This window comes from Sphingomonas phyllosphaerae 5.2, from assembly GCF_000419605.1.
GTDB lineage: Bacteria > Pseudomonadota > Alphaproteobacteria > Sphingomonadales > Sphingomonadaceae > Sphingomonas > Sphingomonas phyllosphaerae_B.
Genome location: NZ_ATTI01000002.1, coordinates 1 through 23,500 on the forward strand (window position 1 = coordinate 1; position 23,500 = coordinate 23,500).

General features: G+C 67.5%; 13 protein-coding genes and 2 pseudogenes. 11 read left to right on the forward strand and 4 right to left on the reverse strand.

The window, feature by feature from the left end; translation table 11 throughout:
• Positions 1–390 (reverse strand): annotated as a pseudogene (locus SPHPHY_RS20635) (hypothetical protein); the annotation flags it as partial.
• On the opposite strand from SPHPHY_RS20635, the gene SPHPHY_RS0118170 reads away from it, so the two are divergent.
• From SPHPHY_RS0118170 to SPHPHY_RS0118180, 3 genes are all read left to right on the forward strand, one after another.
• Positions 389–2,383 carry an energy transducer TonB gene (locus SPHPHY_RS0118170; RefSeq protein WP_156025185.1) on the forward strand — a complete coding sequence of 665 codons (1,995 nt, stop codon included), beginning with the start codon at positions 389–391 and terminating at the stop codon, positions 2,381–2,383. The pseudogene SPHPHY_RS20635 and the gene SPHPHY_RS0118170 sit on opposite strands and share 2 nt — an antisense overlap.
• A 593-nt stretch (positions 2,384–2,976) precedes the next feature.
• A complete protein-coding gene (locus SPHPHY_RS0118175; RefSeq protein ID WP_022688114.1) occupies positions 2,977–4,536 on the forward strand; it encodes a cryptochrome/photolyase family protein in 1,560 nt (519 codons plus the stop codon).
• A gap of 75 nt (positions 4,537–4,611) precedes the next feature.
• Complete coding sequence (locus tag SPHPHY_RS0118180) at positions 4,612–5,892, forward strand: O-antigen ligase family protein (RefSeq protein ID WP_022688115.1); 1,281 nt, start codon at positions 4,612–4,614, stop codon at positions 5,890–5,892.
• A 10-nt stretch (positions 5,893–5,902) separates the two neighbouring features.
• On the opposite strand, the gene SPHPHY_RS0118185 is transcribed toward SPHPHY_RS0118180, so the two are convergent.
• The 3 genes from SPHPHY_RS0118185 to SPHPHY_RS0118195 form a co-directional block, all read right to left on the reverse strand.
• Positions 5,903–7,429, reverse strand: a complete 1,527-nt coding sequence (locus SPHPHY_RS0118185) for an amidase (protein WP_156025186.1) — start codon at positions 7,427–7,429, stop codon at positions 5,903–5,905.
• A 111-nt stretch (positions 7,430–7,540) separates the two neighbouring features.
• The gene (locus SPHPHY_RS0118190) at positions 7,541–7,957 is read right to left on the reverse strand and encodes a cupin domain-containing protein (protein ID WP_022688117.1); all 417 of its coding nucleotides are present in this window, start codon (positions 7,955–7,957) and stop codon (positions 7,541–7,543) included.
• 106 nt (positions 7,958–8,063) lie between these two features.
• On the reverse strand, positions 8,064–15,038 hold the full coding sequence (locus tag SPHPHY_RS0118195) for an autotransporter outer membrane beta-barrel domain-containing protein (RefSeq protein WP_231370502.1): 6,975 nt from the start codon (positions 15,036–15,038) through the stop codon (positions 8,064–8,066).
• Between the two features lie 747 nt (positions 15,039–15,785).
• Here SPHPHY_RS0118195 and SPHPHY_RS20640 point away from each other — a divergent pair.
• The 8 genes and pseudogenes from SPHPHY_RS20640 to SPHPHY_RS0118235 all read left to right on the forward strand — a co-directional run.
• A pseudogene (locus SPHPHY_RS20640) lies at positions 15,786–16,097 on the forward strand (integrase core domain-containing protein); the annotation flags it as partial.
• 236 nt (positions 16,098–16,333) lie between these two features.
• A complete protein-coding gene (locus SPHPHY_RS0118205; RefSeq protein WP_156025187.1) occupies positions 16,334–17,593 on the forward strand; it encodes a hypothetical protein in 1,260 nt (419 codons plus the stop codon).
• Entirely contained in the window at positions 17,590–18,720 is a 1,131-nt protein-coding gene (locus SPHPHY_RS21585; protein ID WP_156025188.1) for a glycosyltransferase family 4 protein, read from the forward strand. Before SPHPHY_RS0118205 ends, SPHPHY_RS21585 begins: the two co-directional genes overlap by 4 nt.
• A 70-nt stretch (positions 18,721–18,790) precedes the next feature.
• Positions 18,791–19,567 (forward strand): glucose-1-phosphate cytidylyltransferase, encoded by a 777-nt coding sequence (gene rfbF / locus SPHPHY_RS0118215; protein ID WP_022688121.1) that lies wholly within the window; start codon positions 18,791–18,793, stop codon positions 19,565–19,567.
• Complete coding sequence (rfbG, locus tag SPHPHY_RS0118220; RefSeq protein WP_231370503.1) at positions 19,564–20,613, forward strand: CDP-glucose 4,6-dehydratase; 1,050 nt, start codon at positions 19,564–19,566, stop codon at positions 20,611–20,613. The genes rfbF and rfbG overlap by 4 nt, the downstream gene beginning before the upstream one ends.
• A gap of 12 nt (positions 20,614–20,625) precedes the next feature.
• Entirely contained in the window at positions 20,626–21,177 is a 552-nt protein-coding gene (locus SPHPHY_RS0118225; protein WP_022688123.1) for a dTDP-4-dehydrorhamnose 3,5-epimerase family protein, read from the forward strand.
• Entirely contained in the window at positions 21,177–22,403 is a 1,227-nt protein-coding gene (locus SPHPHY_RS0118230) for a class I SAM-dependent methyltransferase (RefSeq protein WP_022688124.1), read from the forward strand. Before SPHPHY_RS0118225 ends, SPHPHY_RS0118230 begins: the two co-directional genes overlap by 1 nt.
• Complete coding sequence (locus tag SPHPHY_RS0118235) at positions 22,400–23,500, forward strand: DegT/DnrJ/EryC1/StrS family aminotransferase (protein WP_022688125.1); 1,101 nt, start codon at positions 22,400–22,402, stop codon at positions 23,498–23,500. Before SPHPHY_RS0118230 ends, SPHPHY_RS0118235 begins: the two co-directional genes overlap by 4 nt.

The following is a 23,500-nucleotide window of genomic DNA, read 5'->3' on the forward strand; positions in this document are numbered from 1 at the left end:
CGCCAGCGCGTCGCTGCGGTAGCGGCGCTCCTCGCCGGGCGGGGGCGTCCAGCGATAGGCCTCGGGAACGTTGCGCCACATCGCGCGGGCGCGCGGGCCGTCCTCGACCATGAACACGCGCACCGCGCGCGGGCGCGCCGCAGCGGCGATCGTGTCGATCCGCGCCAGCTCGGCATGGCACGGCGCGCACCACGGCGCGACGAGCAGCAGCACGCTGTCGGGCGGATAACGCAGCGGCGACTCCGCGGCGGACGCGGGCAGCGCCGCCAGTGTTGCCAGTGCCGCGAGCGTTGCGACGAACCGCGGCGCGATCGTCCGCTTCGGGCCGCTTCCCCCCTCGACAGCCCGCGGCGGCCGTGATGTGTTCGCCGCGACAAAGGGAGGCTTCATGTCCGTATCCATGCTCGCGCTGGCGCTTGCCGGTCAAGCCGCGACCGCGGCGCCCGCGCCGGCGCCGCCCCCGCCTGCACCGCCCCCGCCTGCACCGCCCCCGCCTGCACCGCAAAGTGCGCAGGCGCGCTTCGACGCCGCCAGCCTGGCCGCGGCCGAGGGGCGGTGCAGCGAGGCGGTGCGGGGTTTCGCGACGCTGACCGTCAGCCGCAACCCGCTGCTCGCCGCGACGGTGGACGTGCGCAACGGGCGCTGCCTGGTCGAGCTGGGGCGCGTCGACGAGGGCAAGGCGGCGATCGCGCGCGGGCTGCCGGTGCTGGTCGCGAAGGGCGAGGCGTTCACCGGCGACGTCTATGATGCGCATCTGACGCTGGGGCGCGCGGCGCAGCGCGGCTTCGACTATGACACCGCGGCACGCGAATATCGCACCGCGGTCGAACTGGTGAAGGGCGGCGCGCGCATCCCGGTGCTGCTGCGGCTGGCGCAGGTGACGATGTTCGACCGCGACGGGCGCGCGCTGGCCGCGGCGGAGGAGGCGCGCACGCTGGCGCTCGCCGAACCCGATCTCGGCAAGAAGAACCTCGCCGCGGTGCAGACCGTCCATGCGCGCGTGCTGCTCAACGAAGGCCGCACCAGGGAGGCCTATGCCGAGCTGAAGGACAGCCTGGCCAAGCAGGGCGGGCTGACCAGCCGCGTCGGCGCCTCCGACATCACCACGCGGTCCGACCTCGCGATCGCGGCGCTGAAGAACAAGGATCGCGACAATGCGCGGCTGTACCTTGCCTACACCGGCGCCGGGCGGATGCGCGACACGCCGTTCACCACCGCCGCGGCGATGAACCCGCCGGCGTGCGGCGAAGGCGGGCTGCTGCCAGAGGACGAAGCGATCGTCGAATTCTCGCTGGAGAGCGACGGGCATGTCGCGGGGGTCGCGCCGATCTACACCAACGGCGGGCGCGCCAAGGCGCTGGCGTTCGCACGCGCGGTCGCCGACTGGTCGTGGCGCGCCGAGGATGCCGCGAAGATCCCGCCGCTGTTCCGCTACACCACGCGCGTCGAGCTGCGCTGCGTGAAGGCCGATGGCGCGCCGGGCACGATGCGCCCGCTGGCGGAGGCGTTCGACGCGTGGCTGGCGGACAAGGGCGCGGGCACGCCGGCATGGGACGAACGGCCGGCGGCGCTGGCGCTGCCGATGCAGCGCGCCGCGCTGGCCGCGGCGACCGCGAAGCGCGACGCCGCCGCACAGCTGCAGGCCGCGCTGGCGCTGGGCGGCAACCCGGTGGTCGACGGGAAGGAGAAGCCGGCATTCTACGCGACCGCGCGCGCCGCGGCCGCGTCGCTGTCGCCGCCGGTGCCGGCGCGCACCTTCGTGGCGATCGCCGCGCCCGAGGATGACGACGAGCACGGCGACGCGCGGCGCACGCGACTGCGCACGCTGCTGGCGCAGCCCGACGTGGCGCGCGATCCGCTGTCGGCGGCGACGCTCAGGCTGCTGATCGCGCAGCCCGATTACCGCAAGGGGCCGCCCGCCGATGCCGGCGCGCTGCTGGCGGCGGTCAGCGGCGATGCGGCACTGCCCGCGCGTCACCCGCTGAAGATCGCGGCGTTGCTGGCGGAGGCGAACGTGCTGGCGGCAAAGGGCGACCTGCCCGGCGCGCGCGCGGTGTTCGACCGCACCGGGCTGACCGCCGAGCAATGCGCGACGATCGGGGTGCAGCCGGCGGTGCAGCGGATGAGCGCGGGGGCGAGCGACTTCCCGATGGAGGCGCAACGGCTGGGGTTCGAGGGCTGGGTGCGCACCGCGTTCGACATCGCCGCGGACGGGCGGACGGTCGCACCGCGCGCGGTGATCGCCTATCCGCCGTTCATCTTCGACGAAGCCGCCAACGGCATCATCCGCGGCGCACGCTTCAGCAGCACCTTCCGCCCCGAAGGCGCGCTGGCCTGTTCGGGGCAGCAGCAGTCGGTGCGGTTCCTGCTGCCGGGGGGATGAGGGCGCGGGTGCGTCGTTTCGACGACGCGCCGCGGTGACGGATCGAGTGCCGGTCGACAGCCGGATCGGGCATCGAGGTCAGCTGGTTTCACGACCCGGACTTACCAGCTCCGTCACTCCGGACCTGATCCGGGGTCCCGCTTCTCGTCGACGACCGCAGAAGCCGGGCCCCGGTCCCTGTCCCGGTCCGGGTCCGGGGCGACGCTCGACGCCGATGGTCGGTGATGCCATCGTAGCCGAGGCGTTCCGGTGTTGCTCGGGGCGGTGACGGATCGAGTGCCGGTCGACAGCCGGATCGGGCATCGAGGTCAGCTGGTTTCACGCTCCGGACTTACCAGCGCCGTCACTCCGGACCTGATCCGGGGTCCCGCTTCTCGCCGACGACCGCAGAAGTCGGGCCCGGGTCCGGGGCCACGCTCGACGCCGATGATCGGTGATGCCATCGTAGCCGAGGCGTTCCGGTGTTGCTCGGGATGGATCCACTACGCTCGCGATGACAGGCGGGGGCCGCAGCGTTCGGCACGCGAAGAGCGGCATGACGGCCCGACCGAACAACGCACGCCGCCTTCGCGCGCCTCGTGCGTTGCCGTCGCATGACCATGCTGATCCCGGTGCTGGGCGACCAGCTCACCCACACGCTCGCTTCCCTGCGCGATGTCGATCGCGCGCAGGCGGTGGTGGTGATGATGGAGGTGGGCGACGAGACCACCTACGTCCGCCACCACAAGAAGAAGATCGCCTTGCTCTTCGCCGCGATGCGCCACTTCGCCGAAGAATTGCGCGGTGACGGGTGGACGGTCGATTACGTGACGCTCGACGCGCCCGGCAACACGCACAGCTTCACCGGCGAGGTCGCGCGCGCCGCCGAGCGGCATGCGGTCACCGCGATCCGCACCGTCGCGGGGGCCGAGTTCCGCGTGCGGCAGGCGCAGGACGACTGGGCGTTGCGCACCGGATTGCCGGTCGACATCCTCGAGGACGATCGCTTCGTCTGCCCGCTGCCGGACTTCTATGCCTGGGCGCAGGGACGCCGCGCGCACCGCATGGAATATTTCTACCGCGACATGCGCCGCCGCACCGGGCTGCTGATGACCGCGGACGGCAAGCCCGTCGGCGATAAATGGAATTACGACCACGACAATCGCGACACGCCGCCGCGCGGGGTGAACTATCCCGCCCCCGAGCGCTTCGCGCCCGACGCGATCACGCAGGACGTGCTGGCGTTGGTCGGCGCGCGCTTCGCCGCCCATTTCGGCGATCTCGAACCGTTCGCGTTGCCGGTGACGCGCGCGCAGGCGCTGACCGCACTCGACCATTTCATCGCCGCGGCGCTGCCCGATTTCGGGCGCTACCAGGATGCGATGATCGCCGGGCAGGATTACCTGTTCCACAGCAGCCTGTCGCTGTGCCTCAACCTCGGGCTGCTCGGGCCGGTCGAGGTGTGCGAGGCGGCGGTCGCGGCCTATGATCGCGGCGACGCGCCGCTGAACGCGGTCGAGGGCTTCGTGCGGCAGATCATCGGCTGGCGCGAATATATGCGCGGCATGTATTGGTGGGACATGCCGAAACTCGCCGCGCGCAACGCGCTGGAGGCGACGCGCCCGCTCCCCGATTTCTACTGGACCGGCGACACCGACATGCGCTGCCTCGCCGAAAGCGTCGGCCAGACCAAGCGCGAGGCCTATGCGCATCACATCCAGCGGCTAATGGTGCTCGGCAATTTCGCGCTGCTGGCGGGCATCGACCCGAAGGCGGTGTCGGACTGGTTCCTGGTCGTCTATTTCGACGCCTACGAATGGGTCGAGATGCCCAATGTGATCGGCATGAGCCAGTTCGCCGACGGCGGCGCGATCGCGTCGAAGCCGTACGTGTCGAGCGGCGCGTATATCGACCGTATGTCCGATTATTGCGGGCGCTGCCGGTACGACGTGAAGAAGAAGACCGGCGCGGACGCATGCCCGTTCAACGCGCTCTACTGGGATTTCCTGGCGCGCCACGAGAAGCGGTTCGCGGGCAATGCGCGGATGCGCAACATGTACGCGACATGGGGCCGCTTCGACGACGCGAGGCGCGCCGAGTACCGCGAGAGCGCCGCGGCGTTCCTCGCCACGCTGGTGCCGGCGGGGGAGGGATGGGCGCGCGTGGGCGATTAACCATTCCGCAGCCCGACCGCTTTATCGTGCCGCGCAGCGCGGCCCGCGGGTGGGCGGCGAAGGCATGGCGGACGCATGAACCACGCGGCGACGATCAGGGCATCGGTAACACGCTGGGGCCTCTACGACTGGCTGGGCGTGGTGCTCGGCATCGCGATGCCGGTGATCGCGGCCTTGCTGTATCCGACCTACATGCACCGCGTCAGTCCGGGATGGGCGGAATGGTCGCGGTTGCTCGAGTTGCCGTTCGTCGTGTGCGAGCTGGCGTTCGTGCATGTCGCGGTCCGTGCCGGTTACCGCGATGCCGCGCTCTGGCAGCGATTGCCGCGCGACGTGAAGGCAGCCTTCGCACTGTTGCTGGTCGGCCTGACGGTCGGCAGCGTGTTAGTGTCGAGGAAGCCGTTCGATTCCGTGCTGATCTCGCTCATCACGCTTGTCCATCTGCGTTTCTGCGCGGCGATCTGGTTCTTCGCGCGCGCCGAGCCGGTCGCGCGGATCCGCACGCTGTTCTCGTGGCTGACGCTCGGGCTGGTCGCGCTGGCGATGCTGACGACGTGGCGGTTCCAGCTGCCCCCGCCCGCGGCGAGCGTGCCGGGCGGAGTGATCGAGCTGGGTTCGGCGCTACCCGGGTTCATCAACGTGCGCCATTTCGGATCTTGGACCGGGGCGATCGCGGCCGGGCTGATGCTGGGCTTGCTCTATGGCGATGAGGGGGAGGATCATCGCCTTGCCAGCGTGGCCTATCTGCTGGCGGCGGGGTTGACCTGCTGGTCGGGAACGCGCGCCGCGATTCTCGCGATGGTGGTCGTGGCCGCGGTGGCGCTGGTCAGTCTGCGGCGCTGGCCGGAGCGGGCGCGGCTGGTGCATGTCGCCGGGCTGAGCGCGCTGGCGCTGGGGCTCGCGTTGCCGCTGCTGCCCGACAATCCGGATTTCTATCTCTATGCGAGCGGTGATGCACAGGATGCCAATATGGCCACCGGCGGGCGGCTGGCCTTGTGGCACGCCACGTTCGCGCGTTGGCTGGACGCGCCGCTGTTCGGCTGGGGGTCGGGATCGACCTTCTGGGAAGTGTTCGTTGGCTGGACGCACACGCAGCCGCATAACGCCGTGTTGCAGTTCCTGATCTCGTGGGGCGTCTTCGGTGCGGCGGGCGCGCTGTGGCTGCTCGGCCGCGCGATCGTCGCGACGCATCGCACGGGCATGGACGACGCCGCGCTGCGACCGCTGACCGGCATGCTCTACTCGTTGCTGTTCATGAGCCTGCTGGAGGGCATGCTTCATTACCCGCGCTTCATCATGATGATCGCGGTAGGCTTCGCGGTGCTGTTCGCCGCGCGGGAGCAGCGGGCAGGGTAGGGCCGCAGCCCTACCGTCCCTCCGTCCGCGGCAGGTAACGCGGCGCGACGCGGGCGTGCGCGCGCTGTTCGTAGGCATAGCCGGCGCCCAGCACCGTCGCGTCGGCGCCCTTCGTCGCGATGAACGACAGGCCGACCGGCAACCCGCGCACCAGCCCCATCGGCACGGTCAGGTGCGGGTAGCCGGCGACCGCGGGGAGCGTGGCGGCGGACGGGCCGTCATATTGGTCGCCGTACACCGGATCGCTCAGCCACGCCGCGCCGTAGGTGGGCGCCACCAGCAGCCGCGCGCCGGCCTTCGCCAGCAGCGCGTCGATGCCCTGCCGGCCCGCCAGCCGCAGCGACGTCGCGCGCGCCGCCTTGTACGCCGGGTCGTCGAGCCCCCTGGTCTTCACCGCCGCCTCGAAGAATTCCTGCGCGAAGTACGGCATCTCCTCGGCCGCGTGCGCGCGGTTGAACGCGATCACCTCCGCCAGCGTGCGCGTGGTCACCGCGGGCGGGGTGGTGGCGAGATAGGCGTCGAGATCCGCCTTCAGTTCGGTCTCCAGCACCAGTTGTTCGGCCGCGCCGAGCCCGTCGAGGTCGGGCATCACCACCGCGACCGGCACCGCGCCCGCCGCGCGCAGCACGTCGACCGCCGCGTCGAAGCGTGCGGCGAGATCGGGGCGCAGGTCCTTCGGGCGGATCACCCCGACGCGCACGCCGGACAGCGCGCCGGCGGACAACCCCGCCGCGAAGGCGTGCGTGCCGCCGGTCATCGCATCGAGCAGCAGCGCGGCGTCGCGCACGCTGCGCGCCATCGGGCCGGGCGTGTCCTGGCTGTGGCTGATCGGCACGATCCGCGCGCCGTCGATCAGCCCGAGCGTCGGCTTCAGCCCGACCAGCCCGTTCACCGACGACGGGCACACCACCGATCCGTCGGTCTCGGTGCCGACCGCCGCGGCTGCGAAGCTGGCCGCGACCGCCGCGCCCGATCCCGACGAAGAACCGCAGGCGGTGCGATCGAGCGCATAGGGATTGCGCACCAGCCCGCCGGTCGCGCTCCACCCGCTCATCGAGTGCGTCGAGCGGATGTTGGCCCATTCGGAGAGATTGGTCTTGCCGAGGATCACCGCGCCCGCGCGGCGCAATGCGGCGACCAGCGGGGCGTCGCGCGCGGTGACGTTGCCGGCGAGCGCGAGGCTGCCGGCGGTGGTCGCGGTGCGATCGGCGGTCTCGATATTGTCCTTGATGAGCAATGGCACGCCATGCAGCGGACCACGGACGCGGCCAGCCTTGCGCTCGGCATCCAGCGCCTTGGCCTGCGCCAGCGCAGCGGGGTTGAGCGCGATCACGCTGGCGAGCGCCGGGCCCTTGCGGTCCATCGCCGCGATCCGCGCGAGATAGGCGCGGGTGAGCGTGACGCTGCTCGCCCTGTGCGCGGTCATCTGCGCCTGGAGTGCGTCGATCGACGCTTCCTCGACGGTGACGCGGCCGGCGGATGCGGCGGAGGGGATCGCCACGGCGAGCAGCACGGCGGACAGGATCGGATGGCGCATCATTTCCCCTCTGGCATTCAGCGAGTTACGATGCCGCGTCCGATCCGCGCTGCGCAAGCGGCATCGTGCGCCGCCGTGTCGCGCCGTGCCGCGCCGTGCCGTGCCCGTGCGTCAGCCGCCGATGACGTCCTTCACCTTGTCGGCGGCCTTGGCGAGCAGGCCCTTCTCGGCTTCCTCGGCCTCGGCCTTGGTCTTGAACGCGGCACCTTCGGGCTCGGCGGGTGGGGCGTAGACCGAGAACAGCTTCAGGTCGCCGGTGCCCTTGTTGACGATATTGTGCTCGGCGCCCTTCGGGACGACGACCAGATGGTTGGGGCCGGCGGTGGTGTTGTGGCCGTCGATCGTCACCTTCGCCTCGCCCGCGACGATGAAGGTGGTCTGGTCGGCGCGGTGCGTCTCCAGCCCGATCTCCTCACCGGCGGGGATGCTCATCAGCACGATCTGCACCTTGGCGTCGCGGTACACTTCCTTCTGCCACAGCGCGTTCTTGCCCGCGAGTTCGACCATGTCCTTGTTGAAGATCGCCATGTCCGATCGTCCTTTTTCCGAATGATGTCGGGGGACGAACGGCGATGGGCGCGAAGGGATGCATTGCAAAAGCCGCGGGGAGCGAACGCCGCCCCCCGCGGACCCGTCAGAAGCGCAGCCGCACGCCGGCGGTGATCGTCTCCTGATGGTCGTCGCGCCCGGTCTGCGCCGAGGCCGAGGCGAACAGGTCGAGCCCGCTCGGCAGGCGATAGGCGACACCGCCCGCCGCGGTGCCGACCAGTTCGCTGCGCTGCGCACCGACCGCGGTCAGCCCGAGGCCGCCCCCGGCATAGCCCGCCAGCGCGTCGGCACGCTGGCCCTCGATCTGGTAGCGCGCGCCCAGCGTCACCGACGGGCGGAAAGCCGCGTCCGAGGCGTCGCTGCGTGCGAACGTCAGCCCGGCGTCGGCGAAGCCCGCGACGTGGCGGTCCTGCGCGACCTGCAACGCGAACGCGCTGCCGCCGCCTTCCGCGACGGCGGCGCGGGTGGTGCGGATGTACGTCACCCCGAGGCGCGGGCGCAGCGACCAGCCCTCGCCGGTTTCGATCCCGTACGATGCCGCGATGTCGCTGACCCAGCTGTGCAGGTCGTAGCGCCCGGTCGCCGCCGCGACGGTACCGGGCAGCGCGCGGTCGGTGCGCGCCTTGCCGCCGTCATAGAGCAGCGAGGCGCTGAAGCCCCAGCCGCTGTCGGCGCCGTAGCGGCCGTGCACGCCCGCCACCACGCCGTCGGCGCGGGTGCGTGCGCCCAGCGCGCCGATCTGCTGCCGTCCGTTGAGATAGCCGCCGAACGCGCCGACCATCCAGCCGCGATCGCCGTAACCGACGCCGCCGAGGAAGCCGTAGCTCTGCGCGCGCGCCGCGTTGCTGCCCTGCGCCGCATCGCCCTGCAGCGTGTGCCACTGGCCGATCGTCTGCGCGAAGGTGAACGCGCCGGCATCGTCGCGATCGGTCGCGAACGCGTTGCCGCGCGCGACCTGCGCCAGCGACAGCGCATGGTCGATGCCGAGCTGCGTCGCCGAGGCATAGGCCTCCGGCGTCAGCTGCGCGAAGCCGCGCGCGTTCGAGGCGCCCGACGCCTCGACCAATGCCGGCAGACTGTTGAACAACGTGCTGGTCGCCGGCTGCACCGCCAGCGTGGCGTTCGCATAGGCGATGCTGCGCGCCACCTGGGCCGAGAAGCGCGCGTCGGTCAGGAACTGGCCGAGCAGCTGGATGCGGTCGGCACGCTGCACGATCACGCCGAACAGCGACGCCGGTTTGGTCACGGTCGTGAACCCGCCGGTGATCCCGCCGCTGGCGGTGATCAGGTCGTAGCTGGTGCCGGCGCGGAGCGTGCCGACCGGCACGATCTGCAACGTGGCCCCGCTGGCGATCTGCAACGCGCCGTTGACGACCAGTTTGTCGGAGACGGTCGGGGTGAGTTCGAACACCGACAGCGATCCGCCGGCCAGCGTGACGTTGCCGTTGACGGTCATGATCCCCGGCGACGCGCCGGGGCTGAGCGTGCCCGCGACGACGACATTGCCGTTGACGGTGCCTGCCGACCCGAACGTCGCGCCGCTGGCGACGTCGAAGCGGCTGGCGGTGAGCGTCGAATTGGCGAGCCCGACCAGCCGCCCGCCGCCGAGGTTCACCGCGCCCAGCGCGGCGTTGCCCGCGACCGTCGCATAACCGGCGCTCATCCCGAACGCCTCGACGCCGGCGACGTCGGTGAAGGCGACCGGCGCGCTCGCGCTGCCGCCCGACACCGCGACCGTGTCGGTCCCCGCGCCGCCGTCGACCGCGCCGGCGAAGCCGCCCGCGATCGTCAGCCGTTCGTTGCCGGCGCCCATGCGCAGCGTCGACGTGGTCAGTGACCCGCCGTTCGCCACCGTCAGGTCGGTGCCCGACAGCACCTGCGCATAGCGTTGCGCGCCGGTCAGCGTCAGCGTGCCCGTGCCGGTGCTGGCCAGCGTCTCGAACCCGGTCAGCGCCGCCGCCAGCGTGCGGTCGCCCGCCAGCGTGACGGTGGCGATGTCGTCGCCGGCGCCGCCCGCGACGGTGCCGGCGAGCGTGCCGCCCGGCGCGAGGCTGAAGTTGTCGTTGCCCGCGCCGAGATCGACCGTCCCGGCAATCGTCCCGCCGTTGGCGAGTAGCAGCGTCTGCGCGCCATCGCCGAGCGTCATGGTCTCGCCGGTGGCCCCCAGCGTGCCGGTGACGGTGAGCGCGTTGCCGGTCAGCGCGATCGTCTCGAAGCCGCTGACGGTGCCGGCGAGCGTGGCCGGCCCAGCGGCGGTGAAGCGCAGCGTGTCGCTGCCCGTACCGCCGGCATAGCTGCCCGCGGCGGTGGTGGTGCCCAGCGCCAGCCTATCGTTGCCAGCGCCCAGCGCGACGCGCGCGATGTCGCCGTCGACGTCCAGCGTCTCGGCCGCGTCGGAACCGGTCACCGCACCGACGGTGTTGCCGGCCAGCGTGAGCGCCAGCCCGGTGCCGGCGAGCGCGACAGTGTCGAAGCTCTGGTCGAGCGTGAGCGCCAGCGCGCCGTTGCCGGTGACGGCGAGCTGCTCGAACCCGCTGCGCGCGCCGATCCCGCTGCGGTCGCCCGACAGCGCGACGCGGTACGTGTCGATGCCGGTGCCGCCGTCGAGCGTCCCCAGCACGCTGCTGCCGGCGCGGTCGACATAGGTGTCGTCGCCGGCGCCCAGCTCGACCGCGCCCGCGATCGTGCCGGCATTGTCGACGGTCTCGGCCGCGTCGCTGCCGGTGATCGTGACCGGACCGGTGCTGCTCAGCGTCTCGCCCGCGGCTACCGCGACGGTGCCGCCCGCGACGCCGATCGTGTCGGACTGGAACGCGCCGACATAGTCGACCGCGCCCGCGCCGATCTGGCTGAAGCGTTCGAAGTTGACGAACTGGCTGGCGCGCACCGTGCCGCCCGCGGTGGCGTCGATGATCAGGCTGTCGAGGCCGATGCCGGCGTCGACAGTGCCGGTCAGCGTCGCCGAGGCGCGGTGGAGGAACGTGTCGTCGCCGTCACCCAGGAACACGTCGCCGGTGAGCGTGCCGTAATTCTCGACGCGGTCGTCGCCCGCGCCGGTCGCGATCGAGCCGATGATCGTGCCGGTGTTGACGATGCGGGCACCGTCACCTGCGAATTGCGTGTCGATCGCGCCGGCGACAGTGGAGGTGGTGCCGTAGTTCTGCGCCGTGAAGCTGCCTCCGCCGCGCACCGTACCGGCATTGGTCAGGTCGAGCGCGCCGCCCGATACGAGGACCGCGCTCGACAGTGCGCCGGTCGCTTCGATCGTGCCCGTAGCGGTGTTGGTGATGGTTATCGTGTCGTCGGCAAAGAGGAGCAGCCCGGCACCGATGTCGGTATAGGTCTGGTCGGGTCCCGGGAAGAAGGGATCGGTCAGGACCGTGCCGCCATCGTTGGCGCGGATCGTGCCACTGTTGGTGATGGTGATCTGCCGCGTGCCTGACAGCGGAAGACTGTTCTGGCTGTAACCATAGGAGGCCAGATAGGCGGCATTGCCGCCCGCACCGGTTGCCTCGATCGTGCCGCCATTGTCGAGCGTGACGTTGGCATCGATGATGCCGGCGCCGTCGATAGCGTACAGCTCGATCGCCGCCGCGCTCCGGTCGGTCGAGATCGTGCCGCTGTTGACCAGCGACACCGCCATCGGCTGCGGCGCGGTCATATCGCCGGAGGTCTGGGTGGACGCCTCGAAGCCACCGCTGATCGCGCCGCTGTTGCGTGCCGTCACAACCGTCTGTGCGTAGGCACCGACGGCGCTTCTGCGCGCGCCGCGATCGATGCGCCCGGCGTTGACGAACTCCAGCGTCTCGCCCTGGCTGAGGTTGACGGCCCCGGCCTGGGAGGCGGTCTGCGCGGTGACGACGCCGCCGGCGTCGTTCTCGAAGCGCAGCACCCGCCCGTCGAAGCCGTCGTGCAGCGTCGCCCGGTTGGTGAATCCGGCCAGCACCGGCGTGGACCACGAGGACCAGCCGTCATTCCGGTAGGTCGTCACTTGGCCCGTGATATCGGCGGTGTTCACGATCGCCCCGTCGCCGAATACCGACAGCCCGGTCGCGACCGGCGCGGCTGCGGCGATCGTCACGACCGTGTCCGCACCCAGCGTGCGGACACCCTCGACCTCGAAGCCGCGCGGGAGCGCCGTTCCCAGCGTGACCGTGCCGGTCGTCTCGCGCGCATGCACGTACGTGTCGGTGCCGTCGCCGCCGTCGATTATCCCGCTGACACCGGTCACGTCGTCATAGGCGATCAGCGTGTCGTCGCCGCGGCCGAACAGCAGGTCGCCGGCGATCGTGCCGCCGCGTGCGCTGTAGGTCGCGCTGGAGAACGACCGATCGTTCCAGCTGCTTCCCAGGTCGACCGTGCCGGTGATCGTGCCGGCATTGTCCAGCGTACCGCCGCTGATGCGGATCGCGGTCCCGCTACCCGCGATCGTGCCATCCGCCCGGTTCGTGATCGTGGCGATCGCATAATTGTCCGAACCGATCGCGACGTCGCCGCTGCTGACGATGCGGCCTTTGTTGTCGATCGTCAGGCCGTAGCTGCCCAGGACCGCGACCCCGGCGACGTCGATCGTGCCGGTGTTGGTCAGCCGCATCCCGCCGCCCCAGCTATACAGCCCGCGGCTGGTGGCGCCGCCCGCGACCTGCGCGATCGTGCCGTTGTTGGTGACCTGCGTCGCGCCGATCCCGGTCGCGCCGTCCAGCGCGATGGTACCGTCGTTGACGACGGTGCTGCCGGATATCGCATAGAGGGTGCCGAAGGTGCCGGCGTCCCGCTTGCGCACGGTGATCGACCCGGCATTGGTGAAGCTGCTGCCGTCGTCGAGCGACACGGCGCTGTTCGTGGTGTTCGCGGCGCCCTGCTCCAGTGTCAGTGCGCCGCGGCTGGTGATTGCCAGCGTGTTGCCGTCCGACGAATATTCGCCCGGATTGCGCGTCAGGCCCAGCACACGGATCGCGCTGTTCGTGGTCGCGGCGATGTCGCCGGTCACGTCGATGGTGCCGGTCCCGGCGAGCGACAGCGGCACGTTCGCACCGGTCAGGGTCAGCGCGGCATCGTCGTACAGGTCGTAGCCGACCGACGAAAAGCCCGTGGCCGCCGTACCGGCGATGCTGGCATTGCCCCGCACGCGATAGACCAGCGTGGCATCGGTCGCGGTGACGGTGCCGGTGATCCCGGCGAAGGTGCCGGGGCCGTCGTTCGCCAGCTCGGTGACCAGCGTAGTGCCGCTCCCCAGCGTCAGGTTACCGTTCAGCACCCCGCCGACCACCGCGAAATAGCGGTTGTTGGCATAGCTGAAGCCGCTCGATCCATCGAAGCGGACGTTGCCGTCGACCGTGCCGGCATTGACCACGGCAGCATTGGTGACGGTGAAGAAGGACTGCACCTGCGGGACGATGTCGCCGCGGACGCGCGCGCCGGCGCGGTTGTCGAGCGTGCCGCCCGAGCCCAGGATCACGCCCGCGTCGGTGCCGGCGATCGTGCCGCTGTTCGCCAGGTTGCCGAACAGCCGCACGCCGGCGGCGACGCCGGTAATGGTGCCGTTGTTGGTAGCGGTGCCGCCGGAGGCAAGGCTCGCGCCGATCCCCGCGTTCGAGGTGATCGCGCCGTCGTTGGTGAAGCGGCCGCCGGCGAAATTCACTGCGGTACCCGCGGCGGTGATCGCGCCGCTGTTGTCGAACGAGCCGCTCGTGACCGATACGCCGTTGACAGCCGACGTGACCGTGCCGCTGTTGCCGAACGCCCGCGCCCAGTTCAGCGTGACCGCATAGGACGCGGCATCGCCGCCGGTCGCGTTAATGGTCTGCGCGTTGACGAACGCGACCGATCCGTTGCCGACGAACGTGTCCGACACGATCGACGCGTTGCCGCGCAGCACGCCGTCATTGATGACCCTACCGCCACCACTGATCTGCAGGAGCCCGCCCAGCACACCGAAGGTGCTGTCCAGCGTCACCGTCCTGTTGGCGGTCGTTATCAGGCCAAGCCGTTCGAACCCGGTCGGCAACGCCACGGCGCCGAGCGTGGCGTCGTCCAGGATCGAGGCGCTGAGCGTGTCGATGCCGGCACCACCATCGATCGCGCCGGTAATGCCGGTGACCAGCCGCCCGCCATCCAGCCGCGCCAGGATCGTGTCGTCGCCCGCGCCGAGCGTCAGATTGCCGTCGATCGTACCGGACAGGGTATCGATCGTGCTGTTCTGCCCGCTGGACGCGCGCGACACGACCGCGCCGGTGATCGTGCCGCTGTTGGTCAGCGCAAGCGCGCCGTCGACGCTGATCGCGGTAACACCCGGCGTTGCGATCGTCCCGGTGTTGGTGACGACGGCGCGTCCGACGCGCGACGCGAACCCGATGCCGCCCGCGGCGGATACTGTGCCTGCGTTCGTCAGCTGCGTGATCTGTCCCTGCATCCCGGCGATCGTGCCGCCGGCCAGGTTGATGACCGACAGGCTGGTGTTGCCGACATCGCCGTCGGTAAGGATCGCCGGCCCGGCGGTTCCGGTCATCGTGCCGGCGTTGGTGAGGGTCGCGGAGGCGATCCCGACGTGATTGTACAGGTTCGGCCGCAGCAGCAGCGCCTGCGTGCCCGTGACCGTCGCACCGGTGCCCACCGTGATCGACGTGCTGGAAGACGGATAGACAAATTGATAGCTGCCGGGCCAGCAGAAGGGGAAGGGGAAGGGGACCGATGCCCCGGCATAGGGATCGTCCGGGCAACGTTCGTAGCCGGGCTCGGCCGTGTTGACGAAGATTCCGGCGCCGCTGCCGCCGTCGATGCGTCCCTCCAGCGCGATCGCCGTCCCCGTCGCACGATTCACGATCGCACCACCATCGTTCCCGCCCAGGACGGTTGCCCCGGCACCGATTGCCACGCGCGTGCCGAAGGTGGTGACGGTCAGTCCGTCAGCGTCGGTCCCGGTGCAGGTGGTGGTGCCGTTCGCGACAACTGGATCCGGCGAACATTGCGCTTGCGCCGCCGAGGCCGCGCTCATCGCTACGATGCTCGTCCCGAGCGCGAACGACCACCGGCGCAACCGCACCGAACGCTGAACTGACATCAATCTTCGCCCCTGTTCCCTACGGCGTCCCCACGCCATCGCAGTGTTTCTATGATACGATATCATGAACGTCTACACCGACCTCTTGGCTTGGACGTCATTTTGGTAAAGCCTGTGAAGCGCAAGATCGGCAGGCCTGTGCCGGCGCGATCTCTGTGACCTTCCGGCACAGTCCTGATCCGAAAAGATTCTTCCACGACATCTTGGCTAAAATCCGATTGACGCCGCCGCGCGGACACGACAGTCTCCTACGATACTTCCAATAGAGAAACGGGAGTGGCGGTGGACTACCGGTCAGGAGCACGGATCGCGGCGGCGGCGTCGTCGCCGACGCTTCCGCGCAACCGTCCGCGATCCAGCCCCCCCTCTGGGGCGCAGCCTTCCGCCAACTCGTCAGCTGCCGAGCTGACCGTGCCGGCACCCCGCCACGCCGGCGCTTTTGTGGCAGGACGTAACCTTGATCGGCGTCACTAGCCTTGTACACACCGCCGACGGCATTGCCACCGGCGCGATCCATGACCGCCTCTGCGCCGCCGTTACTGCGCAGCCGCAAAGGGCACGCCGGTGCCTGCCGCGGCGCTCGGCGGGGCACCGCTGGCGCCGGCGCGGGTCACCTTGCTGGTGCAGGCCTCCGTCGCGGACGTGCCCGGCGCCGGGGTCGTCGCCTGGCGATCGACGTCGATTAGGGCATAAAGGCGAGCAGTGTGGTCGAGGGTGATGACGCAGATCACATCGTAGCGCGAGGCACCGCAAAGCATTCGTGTGAACAATGGGCCAGAGTTCATCTCGAAGGCGCTCGACCGCTGGGCATACGAGAATGGCGTGACCTTGGACTTCAGCCGGCCGGGTAAGCCGACCGACAACGCCTTCGTAGAGTCGTTCAACGGCCGCCTTCGCGACGAATGCCTGAACACGCACTGGTTTCTGTCCCTCGAGGACGCACGGGCCAAGATCGAGGCTTGGCGGCGCGATTACAACGAGAGCAGTCCTCACACATCGCTTGGCTGGCTGACGCCGCTCGAATATGCTGCTGCCGCGGCCAAGATCGCGGCCGAATGAACGCCGGAAACTCACCCCCGACCTGGATGAGAAACCGGGAAACCCTCAAACCAACCCTGGACTCTAGTTATGACTGGTAGAGCTTTGGGAGATACGTCTATACATGCTACATCATCCGCGATTTAGTCATGATGGAGCGCGGTCAGCATCGCTGGGCTGGCAGTAGTGAATGCACATGGCCGTTTGACTGATAGGCTTCGTTGCTACGGTAGCGCGCTGCTGCTAGGACGCCCGCCATGTTTGCTAACGCACCTACCCGGGGACGCGCCGCTTCGCTGTGGGCGGGACTTTTGATCGGCGCGTTGCTGTTCGTGCCGGGGGCGCTCGGCTATCTGTATGAGGCGTCTTCGTTCGCGCCGGGCACCTCCTTCATTGGAATATTGGCGCTGGCATTAGCGGCGACCGGTAATATCCCACTGACCTCGACCGACATCCAGACGGCGTTCGCGGCAGCCGGCGTGACGACGCTGGTGCTGCTGATCCACCTATTGCTGGCCACTGCAATCGGCAACGACCCGAGCTTAGACGTTTCGCGCGCCTTTCTGTCGATTATCTTGCTAGGCCTCATCATCGTGTCTGTCCCGGCAGTGCGTGAGGGTGTCATGGGCGAAGATACTCGCATCACGGCCGCGATCCGGATCGTATGCACGCTGTTCGCGCTTAGCGCGATTTTTTCCCTCGCGCAGATCCAGCCTGAGACGGCTAGCCTCGGGGCCAAGCCAATTTTTCCCTATACGGAGCCGTCATTCCTAGGTTTCTCGCTGCCAGCAGCGCTAATTTTTACGATGTTGCGTGCGCCGCGTTTAGTGCGGCTGGTAATAGTGCTGACATTCTTCGCCCTAGGTTACGGGCTCGGCAATTTCACAATCATCGTAGCCTGCGTGCTGGCTGCGGCGACGGCACTGCCGCTATCGTGGTTGGTGGCGGGATTAATCGTTGGGGTGATCGGCAGCGCCAGCCTCGACCTGAGCTATTACGCCGAACGGCTTGACTTCAATTGGGCGACCAGCACCAATCTCTCGGCGCTGGTCTATGTGCAAGGCTGGCAGATGCTGGGCGAGTCACTGCATAAATCGCTGGGATGGGGCATAGGATTTCAACAGCTTGGCATCGTGTATACGAATGTTCCGGCATCAATACGGATTAATCTATTGCTTGGCCGCGACGCGAATCTGCAGGATGGCGGTTTCATCATGTCTAAGATTGGCAGTGAATTGGGATTATTAGGGATGCTACTGATAGTAGCATATTTTTATACTGCGGTTCGGAGTTTTTTGCGGCTGCGCACGATTGCTAAACCTGGGGTAAAGATCACCGATGCCGAACTATTCGCACGTGCCTGTGTGGTTGGATATCTAGTTGAAATGGCAGTTCGCGGCACTAACTACTTCACTGGCACCTTCATGCTGTTGTTGGCTGCGCTGTCTTATCTGGTGCGGCGGCGCGTTGCGTCGGGCGCTCGGCCTGCGACGCGCGCGGCGGGGCAGCCGGCGTGACCGTAATTGCCATTAACTCCATGATCCTCGACGAGCGACTTTCAGGAATTGGCCATTACATCGTCCAGTTACTGACGCACTTTGCGCGTTTTAATCAATCGACTGGTAATCCGCACCGCCTACTCGGCATCGTACGTGCGCAGGCCGCGCATCACCTGAACGCGATTTCAGGGGTCGAACCGATTGTACTGTCAGGCCACGGTGGCCGGATAGCGCGCGTGTTGGCCGAGCAGACCACGATTCCGCACAGGCTGCACCGCGAAGGCGTCGATGTGCTACTAAACCCTGCATTTACGGGGCCAATCTGGGGAGCGCGGCGGATCGCGTTTACCGTTCACGACATATATTTCCGCGTTACGCCCGAGTTGCTACCGCGCGCACAGCGCCTATTCCTGTCGACGCTGGTACCGTGGTGCTGCCGCCGCGCGGATGCGGTGATTGCGCCGTCGGAGGTAACTGCCTGCGACCTGCTACGCTATTATCCCGATCTGTTGGGTAAGGTTTCGGTCATCCCGCTCGCCAGTCGCTTTCCGGGCCCCTTGACTCTGCCAAACGTGTCCCCGGCAGTGCCCCCGTTCGTGTTGCTGGTGGCCGCGCTAACCGGCAACAAGAATCCCTTGCCGCTGGTCGCCGCAATCAAATTGCTGCGCGCGCGGCATCCCAACCTGTTTCTGTTACACATCGGCTCTGATCCTGAGGGGCGACTGGCGGCGGCGCGCGTGCGCCATGGCGCGGACGCATGGATTACCAGCCGATCGGGGGTGAGCGACGCTGACCTGTCTGCTGCCTATCGCGATTGCCTGTGTTTCGTTATCCCGTCGCTGTACGAGGGCTTCGGGTTGCCGCTGCTGGAGGCGCAGGCACTGGGCGCGCCCGCCATCGCCTCAGATCGTGGTGCTTTGCCGGAAGTGGGCGGGGAGGGTGCGCTGTATGTCGATCCGACGGACCCAATGGCGATCGCCGCTGCGATTGGCGACCTGATCGACTTCCCGGCGCGGCGGCAAGCGCTGCGCGTCACGGGGTTCGCGAACCAGGCGCGTTTCTCTTGGGAACGGACTGCGCGGGCGACATGGGAACTGCTGTTAGAAAATGGCGTGGGTCGCCCTGCGCAGGTGGAAAACGCTTGAAATCGGGCAAGGTGCGGGCCAGTGGGCCTCAGGTGGCAGGCAAGTGCCCGCATATCATTCGGGGATATCGATGAAAGCCGTAATTCTCGCGGGAGGGCTGGGCACGCGTCTGAGTGAAGAAACCGCGACCCGGCCCAAGCCGATGGTCGAGGTCGGCGGCCGCCCTATCCTGTGGCATATCATGAAAGTCTTTGCAGCGCACGGCGTCAACGACTTCCTGATATGTTGCGGGTACAAAGGCTACGTTATCAAGGAATATTTCGCCAACTATTTCCTCCACATGTCGGACGTCACGTTCGACATGGAACACAACACGATGCACGTCCATCAGCGCAAGGCCGAGCCATGGCGCGTAACGCTGGTCGATACCGGCGAGCTGACGATGACCGGTGGACGGCTGGGGTACTTGCGGCCTTACCTGGAGGATCAGGAGGCGTTCTGCATGACCTATGGGGACGGGGTCGCCGATGTTGATGTTGGCGCGCTGATCGATTTTCATCGCGCGCATGGGCGCAAGGCGACGGTCACCGCGGTGCAGCCATCTGGGCGCTACGGCGCGCTGCTGATCTCGGGCGAACATCAGGTTGACGGCTTTGTCGAAAAGCCGCGCGGCGACGGCGGCTGGATCAACGGCGGCTTCTTCGTGCTGTCGCCGCAGGTGCTGGACCTGATCCAAGACGATACGACCGTATGGGAGCAGTCACCGCTGGAGACGCTGGCGACCACCGGTGAACTGCGCGCCTTCCATCACACCGGCTTTTGGCAGCCGATGGATACGTTGCGCGACAAGGTCCACCTCGACCAGTTGTGGAGCTCGGGCCAAGCGCCGTGGAAGGTCTGGTCGTGACGCCGGCGCTTTGGCGGGGACGGCGCGTCCTCGTCACCGGACATACCGGGTTCAAGGGCAGCTGGCTGACGCTGCTGCTGCGCTCAGTCGGCGCGGAGGTAACAGGGCTTTCGCTGGCGCCGCCGACCACGCCGAACCTGTTCGACGTGTTGGGGCTAGCGGGCGAAATCCACCATATCGTTGGGGACATCCGCGACGCCGCGAAGGTCGCGGCGGTGATGGCCGAGACTGCACCCGACACGGTGCTGCACCTCGCTGCGCAGCCGCTGGTGCGCCGGTCGTATCGCGATCCGTTGGAAACCTACGCCACCAACGTGATGGGCACCGCGCACGTTCTGCAGGCGGTGCGCGACGTCGCCTCGGTGCGGCATGTCGTCAGCGTGACCACGGACAAATGCTACGAGAATCGCGAATGGTTGTGGTCATATCGCGAGGACGAAGCGCTGGGCGGCTACGACCCATATTCCAGCAGCAAGGCGTGTGCGGAGCATATCACTGCCGCCTATCGCAGTTCCTTCCTACGTGAGCGCGGCGTCCATGTCGCGAGCGCGCGCGCTGGCAATGTGATTGGTGGAGGCGATTGGGCAGCGGACCGACTGGTTCCCGATTTCTTCCGCGCTGCCGATAACGGGCAGCCGGTGGTGTGCCGCTATCCGGCCGCACTGCGTCCATGGCAGCATGTGCTGGAGCCGGTGTCGGGCTATGTTGCCTTGGCGGAGGCGCTGTTTGACCGTGGCGACGCAGTGGCCGAAGCGTGGAATTTCGGTCCGTCGGAAGAGGATGCGCTGCCGGTCGGTTGGGTCCTCGACCAACTGACGCGGGTCTATGGCGGCCCTGGCTGGCGGCACGATCCCGCGCCGCAACCGCACGAGGCAGGGCTGCTTAAGCTTGACAGCAGCAAGGCACGCCAGCGGCTCGGCTGGCGGCCGCGCTGGCGGCTGAAACAGTCGCTCGCCGAGACCGCTGTCTGGCACCGCGCGTGGCGCGGGGGCGAGGACATGCGGCACGTGACGCTGGCGCAGATCAAACGGTTCATGGGCGGCTGACCTTACACGATCATGAGCAACCTCGCGATCCATCCGACCCCGCTTGACGGGCTGTGCCGCATCGCGCGGCTGCGGCACGGCGACGCGCGCGGGTTCTTCTCCCGCTTCTTCGACGCTAATCGCTTGGCCGAACTCGGCTGGCCGGGGCCGGTCGTGCAGATGAATCATACGCAGACCGGCTCGACCGGGACGATCCGCGGGCTGCACTTCCAGCGAGCGCCGCACGGCGAATGGAAATACGTCAGTTGTCTGCGCGGATCGGTGTTCGACGTCGCGGTCGACCTTCGGCGCGGCTCGGTGACTTACGGCCGCTGGTATGGTGCGGTACTGTCGGCGGCCAACGGCCACAGCCTATGCATTCCCTCCGGGTTCGCGCACGGGTTCCAGACGCTGGAGTCAGATTGCGAAATGATTTATCTCCACTCGGCGGCCTATGCCCCGGCATACGAAGGGGGTATCGACGCGCTTGATGCCACTCTGGGGATCGCCTGGCCGCTACCGGTATCCTCCCGGTCGAACCGGGATATCGCCCTTCCAGCCCTTGACCAAGAGACGGGTTTGTAATGCACTGTCGTCACTGCCATCAGCCGCTCGACGTGCCGTTCGTCGATCTTGGCGCTTCGCCACCTTCCAATTCCTATCTGACTACCGCCGCGCTCGATCGGCCGGAGCGTTATTATCCGCTGCGCGTGGCGGTCTGTTCGTCGTGCTGGCTGGTGCAGACCGAGGATTTCACCGACCGCGAAGAGTTTTTCTCCGAGGATTACGCTTATTTCAGCTCGTTCTCGACCGGCTGGCTAGATCATTCGCGTCGCTATGTCGAGGCGATGCGCGACCGGTTCGCACTGGATTCCGGGTCTCTAGTGGTGGAAGTCGCCGCCAATGACGGTTATCTGCTCCAATATGTGACAGCGGCCGGCATCCGCGCGCTGGGAATTGAGCCCACCCACAGCACCGCCAACGCCGCGCGCGCCAAGGGAATAGAGATTGTCGAGGAATTCTTCGGGGTGGCGCTGGCCGAACGGCTGGTTACAGAAGGACGCAGCGCCGATTTGACCGCTGCGAACAACGTGCTGGCACATGTTCCCGACATCAACGATTTCGTAGCCGGATTCGCCCGGTTACTGAAGCCGGCCGGGGTCGCGACTTTCGAGTTCCCGCACCTGCTGGAGATGGTAACCCATGGTCAGTTCGACACGGTCTATCACGAGCATTACTCTTATCTGTCGCTGACTGCCGTCGATCGCATCTTCGCCGCGAACGGACTTCAGGTGTTCGACGTCGACCAGATCCAGACTCATGGCGGCAGCTTGCGCGTCTATGCGCAGCGCCTCGATACGGGTTTGCGAACGCGAGGGGGCGTTGTAGAAGCGTTGTTACGGACCGAAGTTGATCGCGGCGTCGCGACTGCGGCCTTTTACAAAGGCTTTCAAAGCCGAGTTGATCGACTGAAGGATGAATTCGTCCGCTTCCTGCTCGATGCCAAGCGCGACGGACGGAAGGTTGCCGCCTATGGCGCCGCGGCGAAGGGCAACACGCTGCTCAACTTTGCGGGGGTGCGGCACGACCTTCTTCCCTGGGTAGTTGATCGCAATCCTGCCAAAGCGGGCAAGTTTATGCCGGGCAGCCATATCCCGATCGTGGACGAGGATCGAATCCGCGCGGAGCGACCCGAGCTGATCGTGATCCTACCCTGGAACATCAAGGACGAGGTCATGGAGCAGTTGAGCTATGCGCGCGAATGGGGCGCCAAGTTCATTACGGCTATTCCGGAACTAGAAATCCGATGAGCCGTATCCATTACACGAAGCCTTCGATCACGGATCTTGAGGTCGAGTTCGCGTCCGATGCCGCACGCAACGGCTGGGGCAGTGCATGCTATGCCTATATCGAACGGTTCGAGCGCGAGTTCGCCGCGTTTCTTGGCTGTCGCCATGCCATTGCCACGTCCAGTTGTACTGGGGCCTTGCATCTCGGGCTCGCGGCAGCGGGCATCGGCGCGGGTGACGAGGTGATCGTCGCTGACACGAATTGGATCGCCTCCGTTGCTCCTGTCACCTACCTCGGTGCCACGCCGATTTTCGTCGACGTTCTGCCCGATAGCTGGTGCATCGATCCGGCTGCAGCCGAGGCGGCGATTACGTCTAGGACGAAGGCGATCATCGCGGTACACCTGTACGGCAATCTGGCTGACCTACGCGCGCTTCGGGCTGTCGCCGATCGGCACGGCCTGTTGCTGATCGAAGATGCCGCAGAGGCATTCGGGTCGATCTATCACGACACGCGCGCGGGCGCGTTTGCGGACTTCGGCATCTTCTCGTTTCACGGCACCAAGACGCTGACGACGGGCGAGGGTGGGATGTTCGTGACCTCGCGTGCGGATCTGTATGAGAAGGTGCTGACGCTCAACAACCATGGGCGTGTGACGGGTCAGACCAAGCAATTCTGGTCAGATATAATTGGCTATAAGTACAAGATGTCGAACATGCAGGCTGCGATAGGTTGTGCGCAGCTTCAGCGTGCCGACGAGCTGATCGCGGGCAAGCGCCGTGTGTTCGAAACGTATCACGACTTATTGAGCGACTTGCCGCTTAGCATGAACCCCGAACCGGAAGGATGCGTCAATGGCTATTGGATGCCGACGATCGTCATCGACGAAGGAGCAGCGTTCGACCGCCAGGTCGTACTGGACGCCTTCAAGGAGGATGAGATTGATGGGCGCGTGTTCTTCTGGCCCGTCAGCATGCTCCCCATGTTCGAGAGCCGCCCGGAAAACGCGATCAGCTATTCTCTTTACCGGCGAGCGCTGAACCTTCCCAGTTATCACGACTTGACCGAGGAGGAGATGGCGCGGGTCGCCAACGTGATCCGTACCGTGGTTGGATAG